The sequence below is a fragment of the Lacrimispora sphenoides genome, assembly GCF_900105215.1.
GTDB classification, from domain to species: domain Bacteria; phylum Bacillota; class Clostridia; order Lachnospirales; family Lachnospiraceae; genus Lacrimispora; species Lacrimispora sphenoides_A.
The window spans coordinates 1,866,181-1,891,612 of the sequence record NZ_FOIP01000002.1 but is presented as its reverse complement, the minus strand read 5'-3'; the positions used below and the strand labels follow the sequence as shown (position 1 = coordinate 1,891,612).

Genomic DNA, 25,432 nt, shown 5'->3' with positions numbered 1-25,432 from the left:
AGTAAGGGTGGAACCGCGATTTCTTTGAATAGAGTCGTCCCTTTCTGTATGGAAGCATACAGAAAGGGGCTTTTTTTAGTTTCACAAGCGATTCACCGAACGGATATGCTTACTCGCTAATCCACTTTTGATAAACAAAACATTTAACAATAAAATGTAAAGGAGATTGATGGCAAATGAAGATTACGTTAAAAGACGGCTCAGTCAAGGAATATGAACATGCAATGTCAGTGATTGACATCGCTTCCGATATAAGCGAAGGCCTGGCTAGAAATGCCTGCGCTGGTGAGGTGGATGGAAAGGTTGTGGATTTGAGGACCGAGGTTGATGGGGACTGCAGTTTAAGCATTCTTACGGTCAGCGATTCTGCAGGTCTTTCTGCTTACCGTCATACAGCAAGCCATATCCTGGCACAGGCTGTTAAAAGGCTGTATCCCCAGGCAAAGCTTGCAATCGGACCGTCCATTGAAAATGGATTCTATTATGATTTTGATATCCCTTCTTTTTCAAGAGAAGATCTTGACAAAATCGAAGGTGAGATGAAGAAAATCATAAAGGAAGGTGCAAAAATCGAGCGTTTTACCCTTCCAAGAGAAGAAGCTGTTAAATTTATGGAGGAAAAGGGCGAACCTTATAAGGTAGAACTGATTCAGGACCTTCCTGAGGATTCGGAAATTTCCTTCTATCGTCAGGGAGAGTTTACGGACCTTTGCGCAGGACCCCACCTTATGAGCACCAAATCCATTAAGGCATTTAAGCTCACTTCTTCCTCTGGAGCATACTGGAGAGGCAGCGAGAAAAACGCTATGCTGACTCGTGTATACGGCACTGCTTTTGCTAAGAAGGAAGAGTTAAATGAATACCTGGAATATCTGGCAAACATTAAGAACCGGGATCATAACAAGCTGGGCCGTGACATGGAGATTTTCGCAACGGTTGATGTAATCGGTCAGGGACTTCCTCTATTAATGCCCAAGGGTGCAAAGATTGTCCAGACCTTACAGAGATGGATCGAGGATGAGGAAGAGAAGCGGGGTTATATGAGAACAAAAACCCCTCTCATGGCAAAGAAGGATTTATATATCATTTCCGACCACTGGGATCACTATAAGGAAGGAATGTTTGTACTGGGAAATGAGGAAACAGATGATGAGGTATTTGCTCTTCGCCCAATGACCTGCCCATTCCAATACTATGTTTACAAACAGAGCCAGAAATCTTACCGTGATCTGCCTTGCAGATACGGCGAAACCTCTACTCTGTTCCGCAACGAGGATTCCGGCGAGATGCACGGTCTGACCCGGGTACGCCAGTTTACTATTTCTGAAGGTCACTTAATCGTACGTCCTGATCAGATTGAAGAGGAATTTAAGGGCTGTGTGGATCTGGCAAAATACTGTCTCACAACACTTGGCCTGGAAGGCGATGTAACGTATCAAATGTCCAAATGGGATCCAAATAATGCGGATCATTATATGGGCACACCGGAGATGTGGGATGAAGTGGAAGGCATGATGCGCAAGATCCTTGACCACATCGGAATCGAATATACGGAAGCTGCCGGAGAAGCGGCGTTCTACGGACCTAAGCTGGATATTCAGGCAAAGAACGTATATGGTAAGGAAGATACCATGATTACCATTCAGCTGGATATGTTTTTAGCAGACCGCTTTGATATGAGCTTCGTGGATAAGGATGGAACAAAGAAACGTCCTTATATCATCCACAGAACTTCCATGGGCTGCTATGAAAGAACCCTGGCCTGGCTGATTGAAAAATATGAGGGAGCATTCCCGACATGGTTATGTCCTGAGCAGGTTCGCGTTCTTCCGATCTCTGAAAAATACCATGATTACGCAGAAAAAGTTGCGGCTCAGTTAAAGGATAACGGCGTTCTGGCAACGGTTGATGAGCGTGCGGAAAAGATCGGATACAAGATCCGTGAGGCGCGTCTGTCAAAGCTTCCATATATGCTGGTGGTAGGTCAGAAAGAGGAGGAAGAAGGTGTCGTATCTGTCCGCAGCCGTTTTAACGGCGATGAGGGACAGCGTCCGCTTTCCGATTTCATTGATGATATCTGCCGCGAGATCCGTACAAAGGAAATCAAAAAGGTAAATATAACAGAAGAAGCAAAATAAAATCTATCATGGCTTAAGGAAAAGAAGGAAAATATTCGTGAGAATATTTTCCTTCCGCTGCGTGCATAATAATCCTGAAACATTATCTTAGGTAAGAATGCCAGGAGGAAATAGGCCATGACAAAATTAGATTGTAATGTAACAAGCTGTCTTCATAATTCAGATAATTATTGCTGTAAGTCCGCCATTATCGTAGAAGGATCCCAGGCAAAGGACAGCTATGATACCTGCTGTGGAAGCTTTGATGAGAATAAGGACGGTTCTTTCCATAACTTATTCAAGACTCCGGAAAGCCGTCTGGAAGTGGACTGCGAAGCTGTCAACTGCGTTTACAATGAAGGCCGCCACTGTTCTGCGGAGCATATTGGAATCGCAGGGGACGGTGCGAATGCAGCAGAGCATACCGAATGCTCCACCTTTAAAACCAGATAAGCATTTAAAAAACAAGATGCGCCGGGAGGAAGTTCCTGACGCATCTTATTTAAATAGTCGATCGGATCATAAGATCATAACAAAGGTTCCTGCCGTAATCAGAAGGATGCCTATGAGCTTTTTTATAGTAAATTGTTCATGGAGAATAAGAAATGCCAGGATCACAGTGAGAACGATGCTTAGCTTATCTACGGGAACTACCTTGGAAGCTTCTCCAATTTGAAGGGCCTTGTAATAGCAAATCCAGGAGAGGCCGGTAGCAATGCCGGACAGGATGAGAAAGATCCAGCTTTTCCTGCTGATTTCAGAGAGACCGGTCTGGGCACCTGTGAGAAAAACGATTAACCAGGCCAAAAGTACCACAACAACTGTCCGGATGGCCGTAGCCAGATTGGAATTGACTCCTTCGATTCCCATTTTAGCCAAAATAGAAGTGAATGCGGCAAAAACGGAGGAAAGAAGAGCGAAAGCAAACCACATAAAAAGCGCCTCCTGATTCGTTTATTTTATTGCATACTACCATTGTAGCTCTCCCGATAGAAAGTTGCAAGATAAACCTAAAAAGGAAAAAAAGGACAGTGTTTTAAAAAATATGTTGACAGAAAGATAAATATATAGTAATATTATGAGAGTTGTGAAAACAGCAAACAGGAAAGTAGGTATCCGCCTCACCACGGCACGAGTAAGTGTCCCTGGTTCATAGCCTTTTGTACATAGGTTTACTGTGTAGAGACTTTGGTGGTGGATAGCGTTTGTCTATCTACTTTTTTTTATGCCTATGGGCAAGCAATGTGGATTCCAGCCAACACACACTATATAATGGAGGTGCACGACAATTAGCGATTTAATGATTAATGAACAGATCAGAGATAAGGAAGTTCTGTTGATTGGTGAAAACGGAGAAAAATTGGGAATCATGTCTACCAGGGATGCTTTGCAGATGGCAAAGGAATCAGAACTGGATTTGGTTAAGATTGCTCCGACTGCAAAACCACCGGTTTGTAAGATTATCGATTATGGTAAATATCGTTATGAACTGGCAAGGAAAGAAAAAGAAGCTAAAAAGAAACAGAAGGTAATCGAAGTAAAGGAAGTTCGTTTATCTCCTAACATTGACACCAACGATTTAAACACGAAGATGAGCGCCGCAAGGAAGTTCCTCGAAAAGGGAGATAAAGTTAAGGTAACCTTACGTTTCAGAGGTCGTGAGATGGCGCATATGTCAAAGTCAAGATATATTCTGGATGACTTCGCTGAGAAGTTAGCAGATATCGCTGTTATTGACAAGCCACCTAAGGTGGAAGGAAGAAGCATGATTATATTTTTGAATGCAAAACGCCAGTAGAACTTATCAAGGAGGAAAATACAATGCCTAAATTAAAAACCAGTAAATCAGCTGCTAAACGCTTTAAAGTTACAGGAACGGGAAAGCTTGTAAGAAATAAAGCTTACAAATCTCACATCTTAACTAAGAAATCAACTAAGAGAAAAAGAAATCTTAGAAAAGATATCGTTACCGATGCAACAAATGCAAAAGTAATGAAGAAGATTTTACCATATTTATAGGATCTTAAGTTAAGAAGGAGGAAAAACCGATGGCAAGAATTAAAGGCGGTATGAACGCTAAGAAAAAACATAACAGAGTGTTAAAGATGGCTAAAGGCTATAGAGGCGCTCGTTCCAAACAGTATAGAGTAGCAAAGCAGTCAGTTATGAGAGCATTAACAAGCTCCTATGCAGGCAGAAAAGAGAGAAAGAGACAGTTCAGACAATTATGGATTGCTCGTATCAATGCTGCAGCACGTATTAACGGTGTATCTTACAGCGTATTTATGCACGGCTTAAAGTTAGCTGGAGTTGATTTAAATAGAAAAGTTCTGGCTGACATGGCAATAAATGATGCAGAAGGCTTCGCAAAATTAGCAGAACTGGCTAAGTCCAAAGTGGCTTAATCGCATATTCAAACCTCGGAAACCTCGTGTTTACGGGGTTTTTTTTGATGCAGCAAGAGCCTGAAAACGAGTAAATTTTGATTCGTAATATACGCGCAATATACGTATGATATACGCGCAATATACAAGCGCATTTAGAACTTAGCAAAAAATATTTTTTCGTAATGTAATAAAAACAAATTATACTAATATATACTATTAATTCTAATTATAATGAGGAACATTTTAAATTGAATAACCTATCAAGAAACAATTTAAAAGATGAACTAATTTTATCCTTATTAAATCCTTGTATAACCTCTGCGATTAACAAATATTATCGTCAGTATTTTAATTCTGAGTTAGAGGTCTACAATTATGAAAATGAAATTCTTGATATCACAAGTTCAAATTACCTGACTGTAAGAATTGGTGTGTTTCCTCAAATAGGCGCTCATAATCCTGTTGGATATGATAGACTCACCTATACTGTTGATGCAAATGGCACCGTCACATTGCAAAATTATGAGCATCTAGCATCTTATGAAATACCACCTCATTTAAAAGACAGTATTACTAAACCGCTACCTAGAAATTGAACGCCATACTTTGTTATTTGTAATTAAATGATCATTTTCCATATGAAAGAATCCAAAGTCCTATGGTTACGGAGATAGATTCTTGATTATAGACAGCTACCCTAATAGAATTTGTGTTAATTGCTGTGACAACCGGAGCAAATATCTTTGGTGTGTTTTCTGCATAGGGAGTGACCCGAAATATTTCAGCAGACCAGGTAGGTTAAACCAGAGGAAATTTCTGAAAAGCAAGAAAGAGGCATTGAAGCCTCTTCCTGTTAATTGCATAAATTCGACACCTAAATGCAAAAGCCGGCCAATGTCGGAAACGCTTGATTGTAAACCAGCAGAACGGCTTTTATTATTGGGATTACTTTTTTTTATTCACTGCAATAATGCTCTTTAATTGAGCCAATCAGGGCTATTACGCGCTGGTCCTGAATTCTGTAAACAACATTCATACCAAATTTTTCGGAAGCCAGTATCCCAGATGTTTTCAATTGGTTTAGATGTTGTGAGAGCGCAGAGGCTGTGATGTTTGGAGTAAATTTATGGATTTCTCCTACCGTAAGTGGCCCCTGTATCAGCGCACACAGGATCAGCAGACGATGTTCATTAGCCAGTATTTTAAGCAGCTCCGCTATCTTTTTCGCTTGTTCTTCCACAGTCGGAACACTCCTTTCTTCGTTTAAGTTGGCAAATCCCCTGTGTCATTGTCCCCATAGGACAGTATACACACCAGGATCGTGGACGAAACAGAACCATGGTAGCAAGGCCCAGTACAGTGGAGGTCAGCATCACCCCGAAAAAACCAAAAGCATACTGCGCGATCCAGGGGGCTACCATACTGACCTCGGCCCATTTCCATGGCAGCTTAAACATCCATAGGAGAGTTACTGTTTCCCGCAGCGGAGCACCGCTAAAGACCTTAAAGGTATTAATCAGCATCAGGCTGAACATGGTCATAAAAAAGGCGAGAAATCCGTACCGGAACCAACGGCTCCGCAGAAATTTGGGCGGCTGCGCGTTACGGGAAAGCTTCAGCCTGCTTCCAAGTAAACCAAGCAGCTGGCCGCGCCCGCAATACCGGTTGCAATACGTTTTGTTACCGCCCATGAAGGCAATTATCAGCGGGATCACAAAAAACAGCATTCCCAGCCATGCAAAAAGGATATTAAACAGGCCAAGCACCAAATAAAGCAGCTCGGTGACCCAGAGAAAATCATACCATTTCTTTTTCATACCATAATCCTCCGGTCCGCAATAGTAATAACGGCAGCAGGGCATATCCTGGAGCATTTTCCGCACCCGATACATTTTTCACTGTCAATCAGGGCGATAACCCCCGAATCAATGCTGATGGCTTCTTTGGGGCAGGTTACCACACAGCATCCGCAGGCTACACATTCCCTGCCGACGAGGGCAATCTTAATTGGTTTGTTCATGGATACCTCCGTAAATAAGTATTTAAGATATTACTAATATACTTTATTATTTTATGTTTGTCAAGTTGACACTCATTTTAATTTGAAACAGTAAGTAGGGGGTGGATCAGAAGGGGGATCCTGGCGAAAGGCTGACATGATGGAACCGACGGAAAAGGGCGATTATCTGCTCGGACTGTACAAGGAAAAATATTGTCATGGCTAAACGATATCTATGTCAACTACACAAGCGTCCTCTCTATCATGATAGCTGGCGGAGCAAACTTTCGTTTTCAAGAACAGTAAAAATTCTTTTACTATAAGGATGCGAATCACTTAGAAGCATATGTAAGGCACTGAATAATGGGGCGCTCCTATTCTCATTATTCAATTTAATGAAGTAATATTACGAAATCCCCTCGCATATAATTGAATAACCGTGTATTCTTCCAAATCTGTAAGTTATGCCGGTTATATGAGTATTAAAGTGCCTTCTGCTATAGATTCGAATGTTAATAACAGTATATAATCTTTATGCAAGTCGGTGATATATCAGAACACTTGTTGTAAAGCCTGAATTTCAGCACCAGGTGTGAATGTAATTGAACCAATACTAAAATTGATTATTAATATAGGAGATGTTGTAGAAATGAACCATATAGTAAATGGGAATTATAAAATTTATTTAATAACCATGGATAAAAGTGATCAATTTTGGAAGGTTATGGATAATGGTGCTAGAGAAATGGCTTCTATGTTAGGTGTTACATATGAATGGGACGCCCCCTTAACGAGAGATGTAAATAAACAAATTCAAATATTTAATAATGCCGTAGTAGCGGGAGCAGATGCAATAATGTTAGCGGCGAGTGATCCTTTAAAGATTTCAAGAGCAGTTGAAGAAGCGAAAGCAAAGGGTGTAAAAATCATTTATGTTGATGCACCAGCGTTTGAAGAAGCAGTCATAACCTTAGCTACAGATAATTATACAGCTGGTAAGATAGCTGGAGAAAATATGTTTTACGAATTAGAGGAGATTGGTGTCACATATGGTTCAATAGGAATCATTGGGGTAACTCCTGAAAACAGAACGACTGTAAATCGGGAAATGGGATTTCGCGATTATTTTAAATTGTTTGTCAGATATCAAATATTAGAAACAATATACACGAATGGTGACCCAGAGTTAGCAAAACAAGCAACGGAAAAATATATAAGAGACAATCCCAATCTTGTTGGTGTTTTTTCAACGAATGAAGGATCTACGTTAGGGCTGGGGTACGCTTTGAGAGAAAATGATAAAAATATTATCGGTATTGGATTTGATATCACAGAGATAATTCAGGAAATGATAAGAGATAATACTATAAAAGCTACATTGGTACAAAATCCATTTACAATGGGCTATTTGGGTATGGCTCAGGCAATTGCTGCATTAAGGGGATTTGATACAGGTCCACAATTTATTAATACGGGAGTAACTGTAGTTAATATATATACACCAAGTCGAATATTCTCATAATTAACTATATTTGAGAAATAAGGGATAAAATGACACCTGTAGAAAGAAAATATTATGAGAGACGAAATGTTAAAAAGAAATGGGCGCAGCGGTACCGGATTTGAGACTTGGTACTCAGCCAGTTGATGCTGTTTTATCCAGAACGATTAAATGAATATCTATAAAAGAAAACCGGTCAGACAGTTTATCACAACTGTCTGACCGGCCCATTTATTTCCTTATTTCGTCGGTAATTATAATATGCCCGATTTTTTCCTAATAATTCTAGAGGTCGGGTGTGGGCAGAGCCCAAAAAAAAAGCTACAGGTAACGAATATTTGTAAAGGAACAGCCCGTAAAACCTGGTTGATCTGCAATGAGGTAATATCAACCCTTGAAAATCTTTTGTTCACAAAGCAAGAGGGTGGATCCAGCCACTTTCAGATGGGTGGGGGGGTGTATGCTCAAGCCGTCATATTCGATTGGTTAGAACATGCGCTTTGCGGCAAGCCGGTGGATACGCATATTGATCCACAAATAACGAAGCAGATTACGAATATTCGATTGACTACTTAAAACGACACTTATCCACAATAATGTGGAAACAATTGTGGATTGTGTGTTAATGTCTGAAAATACGACATAAATATGCAAATTATTACAGGACTGAGACCTGTGGTTATACACAAATTTAGCGTTAACACATCTTGTCTATGTGTCCCATATAATATATTGTAACACAGCAATATGGGAGTATAGGTATATGAGTAGTTTTGATTGTAAATGTAGATGTATTAAGAAATAAAAACGTGAACGTAAATGCGAATGCAAACGTGAATGTGAATGCGATTGCAAACGTGAGCTTGAAAGCGAATGGAAACGTGACTGTGATCGTGATTGTGACCGCGATCATGAATGTGATCATGACGAATGGAACAGACAAGTAATTAAAGAAGTTTACTGGAGGTTTTAATAGACGGATGCAGAAAATGCAGCCGGCGAGATAGAGATCGCGAAGATTTTGAAGTATATGAAAAATATGAAAAATATAGAATATGAAGAAAATGAGGAAAATGAAGAATAGTAATTGATAAAGGCGGGGCTCTCGGTATTCCGGGCTCACAAAAGTAAATATAGAATCATCAATTAATCATTTCTTTCCCATTATAAATTGGGTTAGAACAAATACATATAAATATCATAATTGAGTGAATGCCGTTGTCAAAGTCATCTTTTGCAGCATTCACATCTTTTCTAATGGGCCCATATAATAAAATATAAAATAATAAAAGAGGTGCAAATATGGGCTGTTTTTGGGGCGGCTGTAATAATAACTGCAGGCGTAGTTGCAACAATAACTGCGGATGTGAAAATAGATGTTGTTGCGAAACTGAGAGAGATGAATGTGAAAAGGAAAGAAGAGAAGCTTACTGCGCAGGTTTTCGGGATGGCTGCAACAGCGCTTCCCGCTGGCGCGGTGATGATGACTGTTAATGAAATGAATGTAGAGTAAGAAAAGTGCTCCAAGAGGCTGAGGGTTTCTGATTTGGAATGTGGCGCTGCAATAGGCGTTTGTATGCCATCTTTTAGGACGGTTATGTACACTTAGTAATATGATTGCCTACAGGTGAAAAGCAAATAGTATAAAATCTTAACGATAAATTAGCCCCGAGATTTTGTCTTTGGGGCTATTGTGTTGGGGAAAAGCTAAAATATTTTTTTCGTTATCGCTCAGTGTTGGTATTGGATTTACCTTAATACCGGAAATTTTTCATATATTCCCGGAAATCATTCAGGATGTATTTGCGGAAAAATGTGTAGCCGTGGTATTTGTATTGGCCCTTGTATTAAATCTCATACTACCGGAAAAAATGGAAATTGAAAAGCCGACAGAAGTGGTGGAGTAGAGCGTATATATAAATGGATAACGAAAAAGCGCAGACAAAGATGCCTGCGCTTTTTCGTTTTATAATCACATGTGCCCTATATTTTCTGGCAATAAAAAACTCCCCGAGTAGGACTTGAACCTACGACCCAACGGTTAACAGCCGTTTGCTCTACCGACTGAGCTATCGAGGAATACATGATTTATTATACCCGAAAAGGGAAATATGTCAATAGGAAAAATATAAATAATAAAAAGTGCGGGAGATGGGACTTGAACCCACACGAGCATACACCCACAAGATCCTTAGTCTTGCCTGTCTGCCAATTCCAGCACTCCCGCACAACGAACATAATCTTAGCACTTAAAAGTGAAATTGTCAATATTTTTTGAAAAATATATACAAAAAAAATATTTGAAAAATTTGGAGAAATGTTGTTGACATATAAGAGCATGTATACTATAATAGCTATTGTTGTTACGACAGATAACAACGAAATGCAGAAGTGGCGGAATTGGCAGACGCGCACGGTTCAGGTCCGTGTGGTAGCAATACCTTGAGGGTTCAAGTCCCTTCTTCTGCATGAAACTATGCAGATTGTCATAGCTGTGTGGTTTTCAATATTTATATGACATGCGGGAGTGCTGGAATTGGCAGACAGGCAAGACTAAGGATCTTGTGGTTGTATGATCGTGTGGGTTCAAGTCCCATCTCCCGCATTATAATTTAAACCTGATTAGAATGTCCTGTGGAGAAAACCGCAGGACATTATTTTTTTGGATTCACTGGTATTTATTTACCCGTCAAAAAATGATCATAAAATAGCGCTTAAAAGCAGCACCTTAAAAAAATAAATAATAAAATTTTAAGTCGAGGATTTAATGATAATCCCTGGCTTTTTTCGTTAAAGATTTATTAAAAAACCCCATTTTACAGTAAAACACAAAATTCGATACATATAAATCGCATTTAGGGAGTTAGGAAATAATATGGATTAAATTTGGTGTATGATAATTAATACAATTGTTAGATATTAATTCTGGTGATTTGTCCGGTTGGTAAATGGATAAATAACTTGTCCGAATTCATCATTGCATCGCTTTCCCCAATTGAGCTTGTTCAACTGCCTAAAATTTGGCTTTCTGAATGAGCTCTTTTTTTATTGAACCACGAGATGTGGACTCTAAGTATTCAAACGGCTCATATGAACTGGTAGTTTGTAACAGCAGCATTTGAGAGAATGGTTCTGGCACAATTTTCTGGCGATCATGTTTTACGCAGGGGAAGACGGGCAGATATAGGGTTCCTTTTTATTCCATCGTTGTATGTTAATAGGCAGTAATAGCGTTGTCCTAAATATCATTTTCTTCTGATCTACATCTATAACCATTATACCACCTAATTTTGTTGCCGTTTCATCAATGATTGATAAACCTAGTCCATGAAAATCCCGATTAGGCTTTGTTGATTCAGGGATTCCATTACGGATGAGTACTTTACCATGAAATGAGTTTGCTGTTTCGATTTTCAGCCAGCCATTGTAGGAAACATATCTGCTTGTGATGGCAATAAATCTATCAGAATCAGAGGTGACTTTTGCACAAGCCTCTGCTGCATTATTGAACAAATTTGTAAACATACGGACAATATCGGTTTCAGAAATATTATGACCGATGGGAAGATAGACATTGGCTGAAAATTGGGTGGATTGCTCCTCGCATCGATCTGCGGTATCCTGCAGGAGAGCATCAAGGAGGATATTATTTGAATAGGAATGTTGAACCGGAACTTGCTTATGATTTATCTCGTGAATGGTATCGAGCAAGCTTATCGCTTTCTGATATTCACCGATGGATAACAGAGATTTTACAGAGGTTATCATATAATTGTAATCCTGTTTGAAAGCCCGAAAGCTCTCGGTATATTTCTGACACGCTTTATAATGCCGCAATTGTCTCTCGAGCTGCTGTTGCTGTAATTCTGTATGTAATTCATATTTCAAAAGGGAACTGGTTCTGATTCCCCGGTTGACGATCAATCCCTGTGCAGCAAAACAGATGATACAGGAGATGATGCAGGCCATGTTATACCAGGGCAAATCCGCCCCATAATACCGCCCCAAGTTGATAAACAACAGATATCCCAGAAGGCAAACTTGAAAAACAGCCACAAAACGGATCTGTTCATTGCTGCGGTAGAACGTTTGAACCTTCGCTTTTGGAGCGATGAAATGGCGAAAAAGCATATTGTAAACGAGTATCACGCATAAGGAGAGAATCCATGCAATGGAGTAATAAAACTTGTCTTGCCTTACCCACTGCACATTACGGTTCAGTATCAGAGCGAAGACTGGCAATACAATTCCTCTTCCCCAGTATAAAACTGCGACAAAATAGCCGCTCTCAAAAAGAAGCTGCATCGGATTCATTTGATACAATACCTTTAATTCCAGCAGAACGATCATTAAGAGAGCCAAAGCTCCATAATGTGAGGATATGGCCAATCCCCAAGCAGCACTGAAGCTGCAATTGATGACTACAGAAACCAGAAAGAATATCAAGTGATTTCGCTTCACCAAAAAATTCCTTCTATGATAAAGAAGAAAAGATACACTGTAAACGGTAAAAAGGCATACTGCGACAAGCCGAAATAAAAATGACATCGGTTACCTCCTTTCATAAGAAAAACCTCTGTTCGGTGGAAGAAATTAGTCCAACAAGTAGCATTTGCTCCAATTCGTATTATATAAATGAAGCAAAAGATTAAATATAAAATAACATTTTTAGCTCAAAATAGCATTTATTATGCTCTTAATTCCTTTTTTGTTGTTCTCAATTACCGGTCGATGGTGGGAAGGATATATCAATGGTTTTTATTTTATAACTGTTAAATTCAATACATAAAAACTAAAATTGAGTACATATATTTCCAGAAAAACCAAGTTTCAAATTATACTCGCAAAGTAAAGTATTGATATTACGAAATTTCGATTTTGGAGTAAATACGATGAGATTCCAGATTACTACGGACTATGCGATTCGGATCATCCTTTATATGGCTCAGCAGGGTGTTCAAGTGACAACAGCGAAAGAGGTAGCAGCGCAATTAGGTATGACCTATAGCTATTTCAATAAGATTGCCTCAAAAATCAAGCGGTTAGGGTTCATAGAGTCTGTACAAGGCCCAAAGGGAGGATACCGTTTGGCAAAAGATGCTGCAGAGATAACATTATACGATATTGTTGAGGCGATGGAGGGAAGTATATGCATCAATCGATGTCTGGAAGAGGATGGATACTGCAGCAGAAATGCTACACCGTCATGTCTGGTGCACCGAATTTTTGAATCTATCCAGTATAAAACGATTGAAATGTTAAGTGGAACTCGAATTTGCGATCTTATATATGAAAATGTGAACGAATCATAACATTGAGGAGGTCGACTCATCAGATTTCCTTAAGCAAGAAAAATCGATTTACTGTTTTTCTATAGGAAGAGCTAAGACTTGAATTAGGCCCAGATTGTGCCTGCATGAGATATAAGATAGCGGTGTACTGCCATGGAAAGGAGATTGGAAACTTTTCCCGGTACACAACGAACAGAACGTAGAAAAAATGAAAATGTAAGCCTTCGTGTTTACGCAGTAAAAAACCGTATGCAAATCGCAAACGGTTTTTTGCTGCTGTAATCATTATTTCTTTTTAACAGGATAGCAAACCTCGGTTACTAACTCATCAGGGTTCTGAGTTTGAGCAGGGCTGACATGATAGATGCAGAACATAGCTCCATTAAATTCATAACCATTGTCATTTACCCAATTTGCCACCGCATGGTTTACTGCGCTGAGCTGCTCGTAGCTGCCCTTATAGGTTGCTGAAGCAATCTCCACCGCAGGCATGGCTTTAAACACAACGTGTTCAGTATCTTGATAACACCCTTTTACCGTGATTTGAATTTCTACATCCACGTCGCGATCCTTATATCCCTCGTCATGGAAGATTGCAAGGCTGCAGCAATTGTCAGCTTGCTGAAGCTGCAGTAGAGCTGTTTCTGTCATCATAAGGTTCCACAGGATGCCTTCCTGATCGTAGGCGGGTATCACCTTTCGTACACTGGCAACATTGCGCTCCGGTAGTTTTTTTAATGTAACATTGTAATTCATAGCGGTTTCATCCTTTCTCAGCCGTTTGATGGCTGTGTCAAGGAGCAGTAAACGGCGGCCTGTTTCTTCGGCTTCCGCCTGAACCTCAGCCTGCTTCACTGCCAGAAAATCAGCTAATGCCTGGGGATTATCGTAGTTCTTCAGGATTTCCCCAATTGGAACAAGGCCAAACCCCATATCCTTGAGGGCTATGATCCTGCCAGCAATCGGCAGTTGATCCTCCCCATAGTAACGATAGCCGGTAAAACTATCCGTGGTTTTAGGCACTAACAGGCCGATCTCATCGTAATGCCGAAGCATACGTATACTAATCCTTGATAATTTTGAAAAATCACCTATTTTCAGCATTTTTATTTCCTCACATATATGTGTTTTTTTGAGCTCAACTTCAGTATAGAGTATACCACAATGTAAGAGTCAATGGGGATTTTAGATTATTTACAATCGGTTGATTTTTTTTGTACCTGTATGAGAAGGAATAGTACTTTCTTCCATTGGTGGGAAATTTAATACACCAAAACCCTAATTCACTACATGGGTTTAATAAATGCAGTTTTTTATACTATACTTCCGAGGTAAAGTTTAATTAAATTAATACTTTTTGGAAAGGAGGCTTCGGAAAAATTTCTTATAACAATAAATTATGCAATTCAGATTATTATTTTGCAGCTTAACGGGGCGCTTATACAGCAGATGAAGAAGAAGTAATGAAATTAAGCAGGGTTTGCGGCTTCTATAATAAAGATGATGCAGCAAAAAAGGCGGTATCTTAAAGACTGCGCAGAGTTCCGTGAGTGAATACATTTTGATAAAAAACGCCTATTATATTTTGTTATATTACGGATGTTATGGGGGCGTTATATGTACCTGTTATAACTTTAAAGATGAATCTTACAGTAGGGATGTTATCCCTAAATAGAAAGCTTTAAAGATTAATAATTATGAAAAGAGTTAGGACCTTCATCTTTCGCCGGAAAAGCGGTTGGGACTAATAAGAACGGGATGCCCTTCAAATCCAGTAATAAAAGGGGATCAAAAAATAGGAGGAAAACATATGCAAACAATGAAACACCGTAAAAGCAGCAAAATAATCAGCTTGCTTTTGGTGATGGTTTTGCTCTGTGCGATGTTCCCGATAAGGATATTTGCAGAGGAGACTGGGGAGGTTACGGTAAGCACTGCCAAAGACTTTATTCAGGCAGTTAACAGTAATAATGCCTGGAAAATTACGCTTGCCGATGATGTTGTTATAGAGTATGGAATGACAAATTCGCAGGGTAATTGGAACAGTAATTATCAAAGTACGGCTCAGCCGGGTTTTTCTGGACAACCGCAAGGGATTTTGGTTGGAAATAAAGCAAATGCCGGTGGTAACGGCAGCTTCGTAATCGATGGCCAGAACCAATATAAGATTATATTTAAGTGGCCCCATACGATTGTCGAAAATGGCAATTTTTATTTTCCTAACGCGAGCAAGGTAAATTCATTTACGATGAAAGATATTACTTGGTACGGCAGTAGTGAGGTTGGCTGTTATTTTCCGGCCGGTAATGTCATGAATGATGTGCAGATTACCTTTGATCATGTTACTTACAAAGGACCGGGTATGGGCGATATTGCTATATATCCGGTTTATAAACCGCAGGTATTATTTAGAGACTGCGACATAACGATGAGTTACCGCAATGGATCAGGAGGTAGCGGAGTAGATTCAGATGGATATGGAGGAAGTTTGCCGTCATCTGGCTCTGCGTCTTATGGAGCTTTGTGGCAGGATACCCACGCTTCTGAAACCATTGCCGCAAATTTTATCACATTTGAAGGTAATAATACCATCGCCAAACAGGACTCTCCGGCAGACGGCGGGGGTGTTCTCGGTGATATTGATCCGATCTTCTATATTTACTGGTATGGGGACAGCTACGTGAAGGTAGCAGACGGCGCTTCTCTTATCATTAAGGATGAGGCGGGAAAAACAAAGCAATCTACATATACAACCGGTTTAATTGGTACCTATACATCCGCCTACTCCACTCCATTTATCGTTGGAGAAAATGCTGTGTTTGAATATCACCATGTAGGCGGCGGCAATGGATTTATTACCGATTACTATAAGCTTGGCAGCCTTATTATTGGGGATCAGGCAAGTGTTGTCTTCGATATCAAAGCTGATAAAAAGTTTAATACAAATGATGTAAGCAATCTTCCTGCCTATTTTACGGCGGACTCAATTCGTGTCGGTGAAGGGGCAAAGTGGACATATGTTGTGGATTATGCTGATTCAGCTGCCAATGCCAACAACTCGATGGTCAGTGCAAACACTATCAGCATTGCAGATGGTGCCGAAGTAAACCTTATTGCCAAGAATAATTCGCAAGCAGAATCCCTGATTACCTTGCGGGACAGCAGCCCCAGCATTTCATTTACAAATCCCCAAAATGTTGTATTGTTCAATAGCAAGAGCGACACAAACTCTTATGTAATCAAGAGCTCCAGCAATGCTAGTTTGAACATAAAAACAAATGGGATTCGTTCCTGGGTGTCTTTACCTGAAAATAATGTATCTATAACAGGGAATATCAACCCAGGAAATCAGGTGGCCCTTGAAAACAACTACGTAACCTCCCCGGATGCCCCTTACCAGTGGGTGTTGGATGGAGCACAATACTCAGCAACTCTAAGATCTGGAGCAAATGCTGAAATTATAAACTATTCTCAGGGTCATGGTGATGTTTTCAATCTGTCAGGTACTAATGCATTAAAAAACATTAATGTATTGGAACTACGGGCAAAAGCTGCTTTGACAAGTGGCAGCGTTTTATACGAAATTTGGGATGGTACATCTGTCAGCAGCATCCCGGCCGAAATTGGCGGACCATTTCCTGTTTCAGGTCCGAAGAACAATGATTACAACTATTCAATTGCTAAGGAAATACAATTAGGAAGCGGAGAAGATCATTATATCTTTGACAGGGAATATACACTGAATCAGTTACCGGTTAATGCAGCAATTTCTGATTGGACACTGACAATGAGCGATACTGAGAATGGTTTGGGAACGCACACGCTCTATTATGCTGTTGACAACCGAGGAGCGATTCCGGGAACTGATCCGGATGGGATCCCTGACTATCAGCAGCCTTATTCAACGGTAAAGGTATTCTATAGTCTTTATGACGGCACCGTTGGGGATCCTCAGCCTGTCAGTGAGCGAGAGAATATAGAAATAGCTACCTTATATGAAAAAGTCGGTTCGGCAGGCATTTATATTGCACCTAAAACCCAGACATATCATGCAGAAAACTACGTGTTTGACGATATTTTGACCAATGATGAATGGGATAATAAAGGCGGTCTTTCGTCCTATCAGTTGGAAGGCAGGGAAATTTCCTTTACCTATCCTGAGGACATAGAGGAAGATCCCATACCAGATGGGAAATTAGTACTCGTTTATTCGTTGGATATAAAAGATAAAAACGATATTAACGGCAATGGCAATGAAGATGAGCCGAATGGTATACCCGATTGGCAGGAAACTGAAACCGAAGGAGGCAATGAAACCGGTGGGGAACCTGAAACTGGCGGAGGAACGGAAACCGGAGGCGGAAGTGAAACCGGAGGAGGAAACGAAACTGGCGGAGGAAGTGAAACCGGTGGAGGAAGCGAAACTGGTGGAGGAAACGAAACCGGCGGAGGAAGCGAAACCGGCGGAGGAAGTGAAACCGGCGGAGGAAGTGAAACCGGCGGAGGAAACGAAACCGGAGGAGGAAACGAAACTGGCGGAGGAAACGAAACTGGCGGAGGAAGTGAAACTGGCGGAGGAAGTGAAACCGGAGGAGGAAACGAAACTGGCGGAGGAAGTGAAACCGGTGGAGGAAACGAAACTGGTGGAGGAAGTGAAACCGGTGGAGGAAACGAAACTGGTGGAGGAAGTGAAACTGGCGGAGGAAACGAAACTGGTGGAGGAAGTGAAACCGGTGGAGGAAGTGAAACCGGTGGAGGAAACGAAACTGGTGGAGGAAGTGAAACTGGCGGAGGAAACGAAACTGGTGGAGGTAGTGAAACCGGCGGAGGAAGCGAAACCGGCGGAGGAAACGAAACTGGTGGAGGAAGTGAAACTGGTGGAGGAAGTGAAACTGGCGGAGGAAGCGAAACCGGAGGAGGAAACGAAACCGGCGGAGGAAGTGAAACTGGCGGAGGAAACGAAATTGGCGGAGGAAGTGAAACCGGCGGAGGAAACGAAACTGGTGGAGGTAGTGAAACTGGCGGAGGAAACGAAACGGGTGGAGGAAGTGAAACCGGTGGAGGAAACGAAACTGGCGGAGGAAGTGAAACCGGTGGAGGAAACGAAACCGGCGGAGGAAGCGAAACCGGCGGAGGAAGCGAAACCGGCGGAGGAAGCGAAACCGGCGGAGAAAACGAAACTGGTGGAGGTAGTGAAACTGGTGGAGAAAACGAAACTGGCGGAGGAAGTGAAATCGGTGGAGGAAACGAAACTGGTGGAGGAAGTGAAACCGGAGGCGGAAGTGAAACCAGCGGCGGAAGTAGCGGCGGAAGTGGAAGCGGTGGCAATTCCAGCGGATCCGGCGGAAGTAGCGGAGGAGGAAGTAGTAGCGGGAGTGGAAGTAGCAGCAGTTCCCGAGGACCTGTAGGAAGCAGTAACAATACCGGTGGACCTGGTGTTATATCTGGGAACAGTGTCAACGAAGAGACCATCGAGGAAATTGTTGTAGATGACCAGTCAATACCGAAAGGAAACAGTGAAACAAACGAAGTAAACGAAATAGGTGAAATAAACGAAATAGGTGAAATAGACGGTTTACCGAAAACAGGCGACACCAGTGTATCCTGGAACGTTTATCTGTTATTATCCTTGGTATCATTCTTTGCGTTTGTTTTATGTCAATTAGGCATTAAAAAAATAAAATAAAAATGAAAAGGCGGTAAGGGACTCGATAATAATATTCCTTATCGCCTTTTCCATTCGCCCCTTGGTTTATGAAAGGGGCCTTATATATCATTGGATCATATTAAGTTATCCGAGCCGGGGTACTGGTATTAAGACCCCGGCTTATGGTGTTAAAAACCAAAAGAAGGATTAAGGGAAAATGTATGATAGGGAAGTCTTCCTCCCAATGGAAGGCCAGGAAACTGCATAGAAACCATCTTTGGTCATGTATATGAACCTACTATACTCCTTACATATAGAAACACAGTTACAAAGGAAAAAATATGCTATAATAGGATTCAAATAAAATTCAGGAGGAGTACCTATGGGGTATAAAGTACTGGTAGCGGATGATGAGTATATCATTCGCCGGGGGATTATCAGTTTTTTGAGACAATACAGTGATTTTGAGTTGGCAGCAGAAGCAGAGGATGGAGTGATGGCTTTAGAACTGGCAAAAGACATTTCGCCGGATGTTTATTTTGTAGATATTAACATGCCATTTCTTAATGGTCTTCAATTCATTAAAAGCTTAAAAGAAATAAATCCTAGGGCGGTGGCGGTGATCATCACTGGTTATGACCGGTTTGAATATGCCAGAGAAGCGCTGAAGTTGGGGGTCTTTGAGTATCTTCTCAAACCTCTGATGGAAGGGCCTTTTGATGAGATGATGCAGCGGGTCCGGGAGAGATTGCAGAGAGAGGCAAGTGAAGATAAATATCTTGATTGGGCAAAGAGTATGCTGGCACAAAACCGCACTTATCTTGCCTCTAACTTTTTGCAGAGGGCTTTGGAAGGGCATTATACAAGAGAAGAAATCATGGAACGTTCCCAGTATTTAAATCTGCTGCTTCCGGAGCCGTTTACAATTACAGTTGTTTCCCTGGAATATCAGAAGATGGAAGACGTAAAAAGCACCTGGAATGAAGATCTGCTGTTTTTTGTAGCTGAGAATATTGCAAATGAAATGTTTCAGGGGCTTGTGAACCCAAACAGCTGCCAGGACAGGCACGGAAATCTGGTGGTGATCTCAAAAAAGGTGGCCCAGGAAATTGCAGAGGAGCAATCAGAAACCTATTGTAAAATGCTGGAATCCCGTTTGCCGGTACGCAGTGTAGTAATACAGGGGAACGGAGATGATTACGGAGCTTTAGCTGAAACCTATGAAACGGCAGTCAGCCGGTTGAAGGAGCTGGAGACCGGTTCCTCTGTGATTAAGGATGTGAAGTTCTATATCGAGGACAACTTCTCACGGGAGGATTTTTCCTTTCAGGATGCGGCGGATCATGTGAATCTTTCTGTTCCCCATTTAAGCAGGATGTTCCGCAAAGAGATGGGAGTCACCTTTATCGATTATTTAACCAGTGTCAGGATCCGAAAGGCAATAGAACTTTTACATAACGGCGAATTGAAAATTTACGAAATTGCGGAGCTTACCGGGTATGCAAACCAGCATTATTTCAGCAATGTGTTTAAAAAGAACCTAGGGGTCAGCCCTGCGGAATACCGGAGGCTAATTAGAAATGATAACCATGCCTCCACCATGCAATGATTTTATACCTTTTACTCAAATTATTGCAAAGACTTTCCCTCCTCCTTCCGGCATAATAAACGTATCGTTAAAACAAAAAAGGAGGATCATTAAAATGAAAAAAAGAATTTTAAGCGTGTTGCTGTGTGCTTCCATGGCAGCGGTTTCCTTAGCCGCCTGCAGCAGCGGAGCCAGCAGTTCTACCGCAACCACAGCGGCGCCCCAGACTACGGCCGCACAGGTTGAGACCACAGCAAAGGCAGAGGAAACCACGGCCAAAACTCCCGACGCGTCAGGAGAAAAGCTGGTAGTCGGATTTGCCCAGATCGGTCAGGAATCCGGCTGGCGTGACGCAGAAACCCTTTCCATTCAGACCTATGCATCTGAAAACGGGGATAAGGTGGAGCTTCTTTTTGCAGATGCACAGCAGAAGCAGGAAAATCAGATTAAAGCAATCAAGAACTTCATTGAGCAGGGGGTCGATGTCATTGGTCTTGCACCGGTTGTGGAAACCGGATGGGATCAGGTATTTGCTGAGGCGAAAGAAGCGGGGATTCCGATTATTCTTCTGGACAGGAGAGCGGATGTCGGGGAAGATTTATACGCAACCTTTATCGGCTCTGACTTCATTGAAGAAGGCAAGATGGCCGCAAAGGAAATGGCAAAGCTGCTCGGAGAAAATGGAAAAATTGTTGAACTGGAAGGAACGGTAGGCGCTTCCGCAGCAACGGACCGTAAAACCGGATTTGATGATGAGATCAAGGCAAGCTATCCGGGGATTGAGATCGTAGCTTCCCAGACCGGTGATTTCACCAGAGCCCAGGGAAAAGAAGTTATGGAGTCTTTCCTTAAATCCAATAAGGATATCAAGGGCGTTTATGCGCACAATGACGACATGGCCCTTGGAGCAATCGAGGCAATCAAAGAGGCAGGATTAAAGCCGGGCGAAGACATCAAGATCGTTTCCATCGATGGTGTCCGCGGAATCTTTGAAGCAATGGCAGCCGGGGAGGCAAATTGTACCGTAGAATGTAATCCACTGCTTGGGCCGCTTTTATTTGAAACAGCAGCAAAGCTGAAGGCAGGCCAGTCTGTTGATAAATGGGTGAAATCAGTAGATGGCGTATTTACTGCTGATATGGCAGCTAAGGTACTTCCGGACCGCAAATATTAAACCGCGGGGTTGCTGCAAAAGTATATCATTATTTTTGCAGCAACCCTTTTCATATCAGGGGAAATGCCCTCTTAATTGGAAAGCGAGGAGGAAACGCCATGAGTGCTGGGAATCAGCTTTTGACAGCGAGAAATATATCCAAGGCATTTGGGAAAGCAGTTATTGCTTTGGCTGATGTGCAGTTTGATTTAAATCGGGGGGAAATACATGCCTTGCTGGGGGAAAACGGTGCGGGAAAATCAACGCTCATTAAAGTGCTGACCGGAGTGGAAGCAAAGGACCGGGGAGTCATTGAGTTAGACGGGAGACAGATCAATCCGAGATCCACACAGGAAGCGCAAAACGAAGGAATTTCAACGGTATACCAGGAAGTCAATCTTTGCCCCAATCTTTCCGTGGCGGAAAATATTTATATTGGGCGGGAACCGAGAAACCGGTTTGGAACCATCAATTGGAAAAAAATCAATGCCGACGCCAGTGAACTGCTGGATAAATTTGATTTACATATAAATGTTACAAAAAATCTGGATCATTACTCTGTAGCGATCCAGCAGATGGTGGCCATTGCAAGGGCCAGTGATATTGAAGCCAAGGTTCTGATCTTGGATGAACCCACCAGCAGCCTTTCTTCCGCTGAGGTCGATAAGTTGTTTCAAATTATGAGAAAGCTCCGCGAAGAGGGCATGGGAATTGTTTTTGTTACACATTTTCTGGATCAGGTGTATGAAGTCACCGACAGAATCACCGTACTTCGAAACGGAAAATATGTGGGAACCTATCTGACGAAAGAGCTGCCAAGAGTAGAACTGGTGGGAAAAATGATAGGCAAGGACTATGCAGGGCTTAAGGAAGCCATGAATGCAAAACGGCCGGAGGAAGCAGAGGGGCAGGAAAAGGAGACTTTTATTGAACTGGTCAATGTCAGCAGCCCTGGAACGGTTAAGGGGTTTGAGCTTCAAGTAAAAATGGGAGAGGTTCTGGGCTTTTCCGGGCTCTTAGGCTCCGGGCGTTCGGAGACAGCCAAGGTCTTATTCGGAATAGATCCCGTAAGCGAAGGAGAAGTAAAGGTGAAAAATGAGATGGCTCACCTCCATTCTCCCTTAGACGCAATCCGAAACGGAATCGCTTTTTGCCCGGAAAACCGGAAGACAGAGGGAATTATCGGAGAGCTATCCATCTGGGAAAATATCATTCTTGCCCTTCAGGTGAAACGGGGCATCTTCCATAAGATTTCAAGGAAAGAAGCGGAGGAGCTTACGAAGGAATATATTGAAAAGCTTCAGATCAAAACACCGGACGCAGAACAGTTAATTAAGAATTTAAGCGGAGGAAACCAGCAAAAAGTAATTCTTGCCAGATGGCTTGCCACGGATCCGGAATTTCTGATGCTTGATGAACCAACCAGGGGAATCGATATCGGGACCAAGGCGGAGATACAGAAAATAGTTATGGATCTAGCAGGAAGAGGGATGGCGGTGCTCTTCATATCATCGGAGATTGATGAGATGCTCCGCTGCTGCACCAGGATGATTGTGCTCCGTGATATGAAGCAGGTAGGAGAGCTAAACGGAAAAGAAATATCGGAAGAAGCAATTATGCATATTATGGCTGGAGGTGAAGTGTCATGAGAGAAATCTGGAATCGTTTGACAGGAAAACAGTATTTCCGCCCCCTCATCATATTTATGATAATTCTGCTCTTTAACGGTATTGTAAGCAAGGGAGAATTTTTTACACTATCCATAGTGGATGCGCACTTATACGGACGTATTATTGACATTGTAAGAAATGGGAGCAAGCTCATGATACTGGCTGGCGGCATGACTATGATACTGGCAACGGGCGGAACCGATATTTCCGTAGGCTCTATCATGGCGATCAGCGGAGCCATTGCCTGCAGCATTGTCAACGGGAATATTTTTCCGTCATTCCATGGGAATGTTGTCGCGGCGATTATTATCGCGATCCTTGCAGGAACGGTCAGCGGCATCTGGAATGGCTTTTTAGTGGCTAAAATAAAGATTCAGCCAATTGTAGCCACCATGATTTTAATGGTGGCGGGCAGGGGAATCGCACAGCTGATTACCAGGGGAAAGATTGTTACGATTACTTCGGAAGCCTATTATTTTATCAATGGAGGTTATATTCTCGGTATTCCTTTCCCCTTGTTTATTGTGCTTTTTCTAGTGGGTTTTCTGGTACTATTTACAGGAAGAACAGCCTTTGGCCTGTTTTTGGAATCCGTGGGCTGCAATCCGACTGCCTCAAAGTACGTGGGCATTAAGGTTGACCGGATGCTGCTGGCAATCTATACAATTTCGGGAGCCTTTGCTGCGGTGGCCGGTTTAATTGAAAGTGCTGGGATTAAAGGCGCGGACTGCAATAATGCGGGGCTGGGGATTGAAATGGATGCCATTCTTGCCGTAGCAATAGGAGGAACCAACTTAATGGGCGGGCGTTTTTCCATTCCAGCCAGCGTCATAGGAGCATTGATCGTACAAAGCATCACAACAACAGTACTGGCACTGGGAGTTCCGGCGGCTTATATCCGTGTGTTAAAGGCATTGTTGATTATTATCATCTGTCTGTCGCAGTCAAAACAGTTTAAGGATCTGGTCATCAAGCGCAAAATGATAAACAGAAAGGTGGTTGGTAACTGATGGAACAGACGGGAAAAAGTAAAAAGGTTCAGATCAATAATATTTCACTGGTTATCACCGTTGTGCTGTTTGTCCTGATGTTTCTATTTGGTTCTGTAAAGTACAATAACTTTTTATCTTTATCAACCTTTTTAAACCTCTTTAATGACAACGCATACTTAATGATAGCGGCAATCGGAGCTACCTTTGTGCTAATAAGCGGAGGGATCGATATCTCCATTGCCTCTACCATTGCATTTACCGGTGTAGGCTCTGCGTACCTGCTGGAACGGGGAGTTCCGGCATTTCTGGTGATCCTTCTGATGCTTCTTGCGGGAATCATCATAGGCTGTACCCAAGGGGCTTTGATTCATTATTTTAAGCTTCAGCCGTTCATTGTGACTTTGGCAGGCCAGTTTTTAATGCGGGGACTTTGCGTTGTAATCAGTGAACGCTCCATTCCCATCAGTGATCCGTTTTTTAAGACCATGGCTCTTGGTAAGGTGGCGGTTCACCTGGGAGAAGCAAAAGCGTGGAACGGGAAAATTTATTACTATGTATTTATCCTTTTGATTGTTTTTGCGGCTGCGGTCTATACCCTGAGATATACAAAGTTTGGCAGGTGTTTATACGCACTGGGAGGCGGCGAAACGTCCGCAAGCCTCATGGGATTAAATGTTGCAAGAACGAAAATTGCGGCATACGGAATCAGCAGCTTTTGCGCCGCTCTCGGAGGAATCGTGTTCAGTTTTTATACTCTGGCTGGATTCGGGCTCCAAAATCTGGGTCTTGAACTGGATGCACTTTCATCCGCTGTAATCGGCGGTACCCTGCTGACCGGAGGCGTAGGAACTGTAGCGGGTACGGTAGTCGGAGTCATGATAGAGGGGATTATCCAGACAATCGTTACCTATCAGAATTTAAATACCTGGTGGACGAAAGTTACCATTGCGGCGCTTCTTTGTTTCTTTATCGTAATCCAGAGAATCATTGCGATCCGCACAGAAAAATCAAAGGGGAAGAACGAATAATAAAGCATAATGCAGTTGTAAGAGTCTGTTAACTTCGGTATACTGGATGAAGCAGGGGA

General features: G+C 42.1%; 22 protein-coding genes and 4 tRNA genes. 18 read left to right on the top strand and 8 right to left on the bottom strand.

Going from position 1 to position 25,432, the window contains the following annotated elements:
- Positions 1 to 176: 176 nt before the first annotated feature.
- Together thrS and BMW45_RS25535 are read left to right on the top strand one after the other, a co-directional pair.
- Positions 177 to 2,138 (top strand): threonine--tRNA ligase, encoded by a 1,962-nt coding sequence (gene thrS / locus BMW45_RS25540; protein WP_092250528.1) that lies wholly within the window; start codon positions 177 to 179, stop codon positions 2,136 to 2,138.
- A 117-nt stretch (positions 2,139 to 2,255) separates the two neighbouring features.
- Positions 2,256 to 2,570: a DUF1540 domain-containing protein gene (locus BMW45_RS25535; RefSeq protein ID WP_025233446.1), complete on the top strand. Its 315-nt coding sequence runs from the start codon at positions 2,256 to 2,258 to the stop codon at positions 2,568 to 2,570.
- Positions 2,571 to 2,636: 66 nt separating this feature from the next.
- On the opposite strand, the gene BMW45_RS25530 is transcribed toward BMW45_RS25535, so the two are convergent.
- Positions 2,637 to 3,050 (bottom strand): EamA family transporter, encoded by a 414-nt coding sequence (locus BMW45_RS25530; protein ID WP_092250525.1) that lies wholly within the window; start codon positions 3,048 to 3,050, stop codon positions 2,637 to 2,639.
- A gap of 367 nt (positions 3,051 to 3,417) precedes the next feature.
- Here BMW45_RS25530 and infC point away from each other — a divergent pair, with 367 nt between their 5' ends.
- From infC to BMW45_RS25510, 4 genes are all read left to right on the top strand, one after another.
- Positions 3,418 to 3,915, top strand: a complete 498-nt coding sequence (gene infC, locus BMW45_RS25525; RefSeq protein ID WP_092250522.1) for a translation initiation factor IF-3 — start codon at positions 3,418 to 3,420, stop codon at positions 3,913 to 3,915.
- 23 nt (positions 3,916 to 3,938) lie between these two features.
- Positions 3,939 to 4,136, top strand: coding sequence for a 50S ribosomal protein L35 (gene rpmI / locus BMW45_RS25520; RefSeq protein WP_013272956.1), 198 nt, complete (start codon positions 3,939 to 3,941; stop codon positions 4,134 to 4,136).
- 29 nt (positions 4,137 to 4,165) lie between these two features.
- The gene (rplT, locus tag BMW45_RS25515) at positions 4,166 to 4,522 is read left to right on the top strand and encodes a 50S ribosomal protein L20 (protein WP_092250519.1); all 357 of its coding nucleotides are present in this window, start codon (positions 4,166 to 4,168) and stop codon (positions 4,520 to 4,522) included.
- Positions 4,523 to 4,752: 230 nt separating this feature from the next.
- Positions 4,753 to 5,100, top strand: a complete 348-nt coding sequence (locus tag BMW45_RS25510) for a DUF3888 domain-containing protein (RefSeq protein WP_166433474.1) — start codon at positions 4,753 to 4,755, stop codon at positions 5,098 to 5,100.
- A 359-nt stretch (positions 5,101 to 5,459) separates the two neighbouring features.
- Here BMW45_RS25510 and BMW45_RS25505 read toward each other — a convergent pair whose 3' ends face one another.
- The 3 genes from BMW45_RS25505 to BMW45_RS25495 are packed head-to-tail and all read right to left on the bottom strand — an operon-like array spanning position 5,460 to position 6,524.
- Positions 5,460 to 5,744, bottom strand: coding sequence for an ArsR/SmtB family transcription factor (locus BMW45_RS25505; protein ID WP_092250513.1), 285 nt, complete (start codon positions 5,742 to 5,744; stop codon positions 5,460 to 5,462).
- A complete protein-coding gene (locus BMW45_RS25500; protein WP_092250510.1) occupies positions 5,707 to 6,321 on the bottom strand; it encodes a 4Fe-4S binding protein in 615 nt (204 codons plus the stop codon). Before BMW45_RS25500 ends, BMW45_RS25505 begins: the two co-directional genes overlap by 38 nt.
- The gene (locus tag BMW45_RS25495; protein WP_092250507.1) at positions 6,318 to 6,524 is read right to left on the bottom strand and encodes a 4Fe-4S dicluster domain-containing protein; all 207 of its coding nucleotides are present in this window, start codon (positions 6,522 to 6,524) and stop codon (positions 6,318 to 6,320) included. Before BMW45_RS25495 ends, BMW45_RS25500 begins: the two co-directional genes overlap by 4 nt.
- 628 nt (positions 6,525 to 7,152) lie before the next feature.
- Between BMW45_RS25495 and BMW45_RS25490 the strand changes: the two genes are divergently transcribed.
- The 3 genes from BMW45_RS25490 to BMW45_RS25480 all read left to right on the top strand — a co-directional run bounded on the left by BMW45_RS25490 (position 7,153) and on the right by BMW45_RS25480 (position 9,517).
- Complete coding sequence (locus BMW45_RS25490; RefSeq protein ID WP_092250504.1) at positions 7,153 to 8,025, top strand: substrate-binding domain-containing protein; 873 nt, start codon at positions 7,153 to 7,155, stop codon at positions 8,023 to 8,025.
- Between the two features lie 752 nt (positions 8,026 to 8,777).
- Entirely contained in the window at positions 8,778 to 8,951 is a 174-nt protein-coding gene (locus BMW45_RS28170) for a hypothetical protein (RefSeq protein WP_166433473.1), read from the top strand.
- Between the two features lie 347 nt (positions 8,952 to 9,298).
- Positions 9,299 to 9,517: a hypothetical protein gene (locus tag BMW45_RS25480; protein ID WP_092250498.1), complete on the top strand. Its 219-nt coding sequence runs from the start codon at positions 9,299 to 9,301 to the stop codon at positions 9,515 to 9,517.
- A gap of 493 nt (positions 9,518 to 10,010) precedes the next feature.
- Here the strand turns inward: BMW45_RS25480 and BMW45_RS25470 are convergent.
- Positions 10,011 to 10,083, bottom strand: a tRNA-Asn gene (locus BMW45_RS25470).
- Positions 10,084 to 10,147: 64 nt separating this feature from the next.
- A tRNA-Leu gene (locus tag BMW45_RS25465) sits at positions 10,148 to 10,231 on the bottom strand.
- A gap of 158 nt (positions 10,232 to 10,389) precedes the next feature.
- On the opposite strand from BMW45_RS25465, the gene BMW45_RS25460 reads away from it, so the two are divergent.
- Both BMW45_RS25460 and BMW45_RS25455 read left to right on the top strand, forming a co-directional pair.
- Positions 10,390 to 10,473: transfer RNA gene (locus BMW45_RS25460), tRNA-Leu, on the top strand.
- 52 nt (positions 10,474 to 10,525) lie between these two features.
- Positions 10,526 to 10,609, top strand: a tRNA-Leu gene (locus tag BMW45_RS25455).
- Between the two features lie 554 nt (positions 10,610 to 11,163).
- Here the strand turns inward: BMW45_RS25455 and BMW45_RS25450 are convergent.
- Positions 11,164 to 12,552, bottom strand: coding sequence for a sensor histidine kinase (locus BMW45_RS25450; protein ID WP_092250495.1), 1,389 nt, complete (start codon positions 12,550 to 12,552; stop codon positions 11,164 to 11,166).
- Between the two features lie 344 nt (positions 12,553 to 12,896).
- Here BMW45_RS25450 and BMW45_RS25445 point away from each other — a divergent pair, with 344 nt between their 5' ends.
- Complete coding sequence (locus BMW45_RS25445; protein WP_092250492.1) at positions 12,897 to 13,316, top strand: RrF2 family transcriptional regulator; 420 nt, start codon at positions 12,897 to 12,899, stop codon at positions 13,314 to 13,316.
- Between the two features lie 264 nt (positions 13,317 to 13,580).
- Here BMW45_RS25445 and BMW45_RS25440 read toward each other — a convergent pair whose 3' ends face one another.
- Entirely contained in the window at positions 13,581 to 14,399 is an 819-nt protein-coding gene (locus BMW45_RS25440; RefSeq protein ID WP_092250489.1) for a MerR family transcriptional regulator, read from the bottom strand.
- A gap of 706 nt (positions 14,400 to 15,105) precedes the next feature.
- Between BMW45_RS25440 and BMW45_RS28290 the strand changes: the two genes are divergently transcribed.
- From BMW45_RS28290 to BMW45_RS25410, 6 genes are all read left to right on the top strand, one after another.
- Positions 15,106 to 18,981 (top strand): pectate lyase-like adhesive domain-containing protein, encoded by a 3,876-nt coding sequence (locus BMW45_RS28290; RefSeq protein ID WP_092250486.1) that lies wholly within the window; start codon positions 15,106 to 15,108, stop codon positions 18,979 to 18,981.
- Between the two features lie 343 nt (positions 18,982 to 19,324).
- On the top strand, positions 19,325 to 20,551 hold the full coding sequence (locus BMW45_RS25430) for a response regulator transcription factor (protein WP_092250483.1): 1,227 nt from the start codon (positions 19,325 to 19,327) through the stop codon (positions 20,549 to 20,551).
- Between the two features lie 94 nt (positions 20,552 to 20,645).
- Positions 20,646 to 21,704 (top strand): ABC transporter substrate-binding protein, encoded by a 1,059-nt coding sequence (locus BMW45_RS25425; protein ID WP_092250480.1) that lies wholly within the window; start codon positions 20,646 to 20,648, stop codon positions 21,702 to 21,704.
- 98 nt (positions 21,705 to 21,802) lie between these two features.
- Positions 21,803 to 23,332: a sugar ABC transporter ATP-binding protein gene (locus tag BMW45_RS25420; RefSeq protein ID WP_092250478.1), complete on the top strand. Its 1,530-nt coding sequence runs from the start codon at positions 21,803 to 21,805 to the stop codon at positions 23,330 to 23,332.
- A complete protein-coding gene (locus BMW45_RS25415) occupies positions 23,329 to 24,363 on the top strand; it encodes an ABC transporter permease (RefSeq protein ID WP_092250475.1) in 1,035 nt (344 codons plus the stop codon). Before BMW45_RS25420 ends, BMW45_RS25415 begins: the two co-directional genes overlap by 4 nt.
- Positions 24,363 to 25,373: an ABC transporter permease subunit gene (locus BMW45_RS25410; protein ID WP_092250472.1), complete on the top strand. Its 1,011-nt coding sequence runs from the start codon at positions 24,363 to 24,365 to the stop codon at positions 25,371 to 25,373. Before BMW45_RS25415 ends, BMW45_RS25410 begins: the two co-directional genes overlap by 1 nt.
- Positions 25,374 to 25,432: the final 59 nt, after the last annotated feature.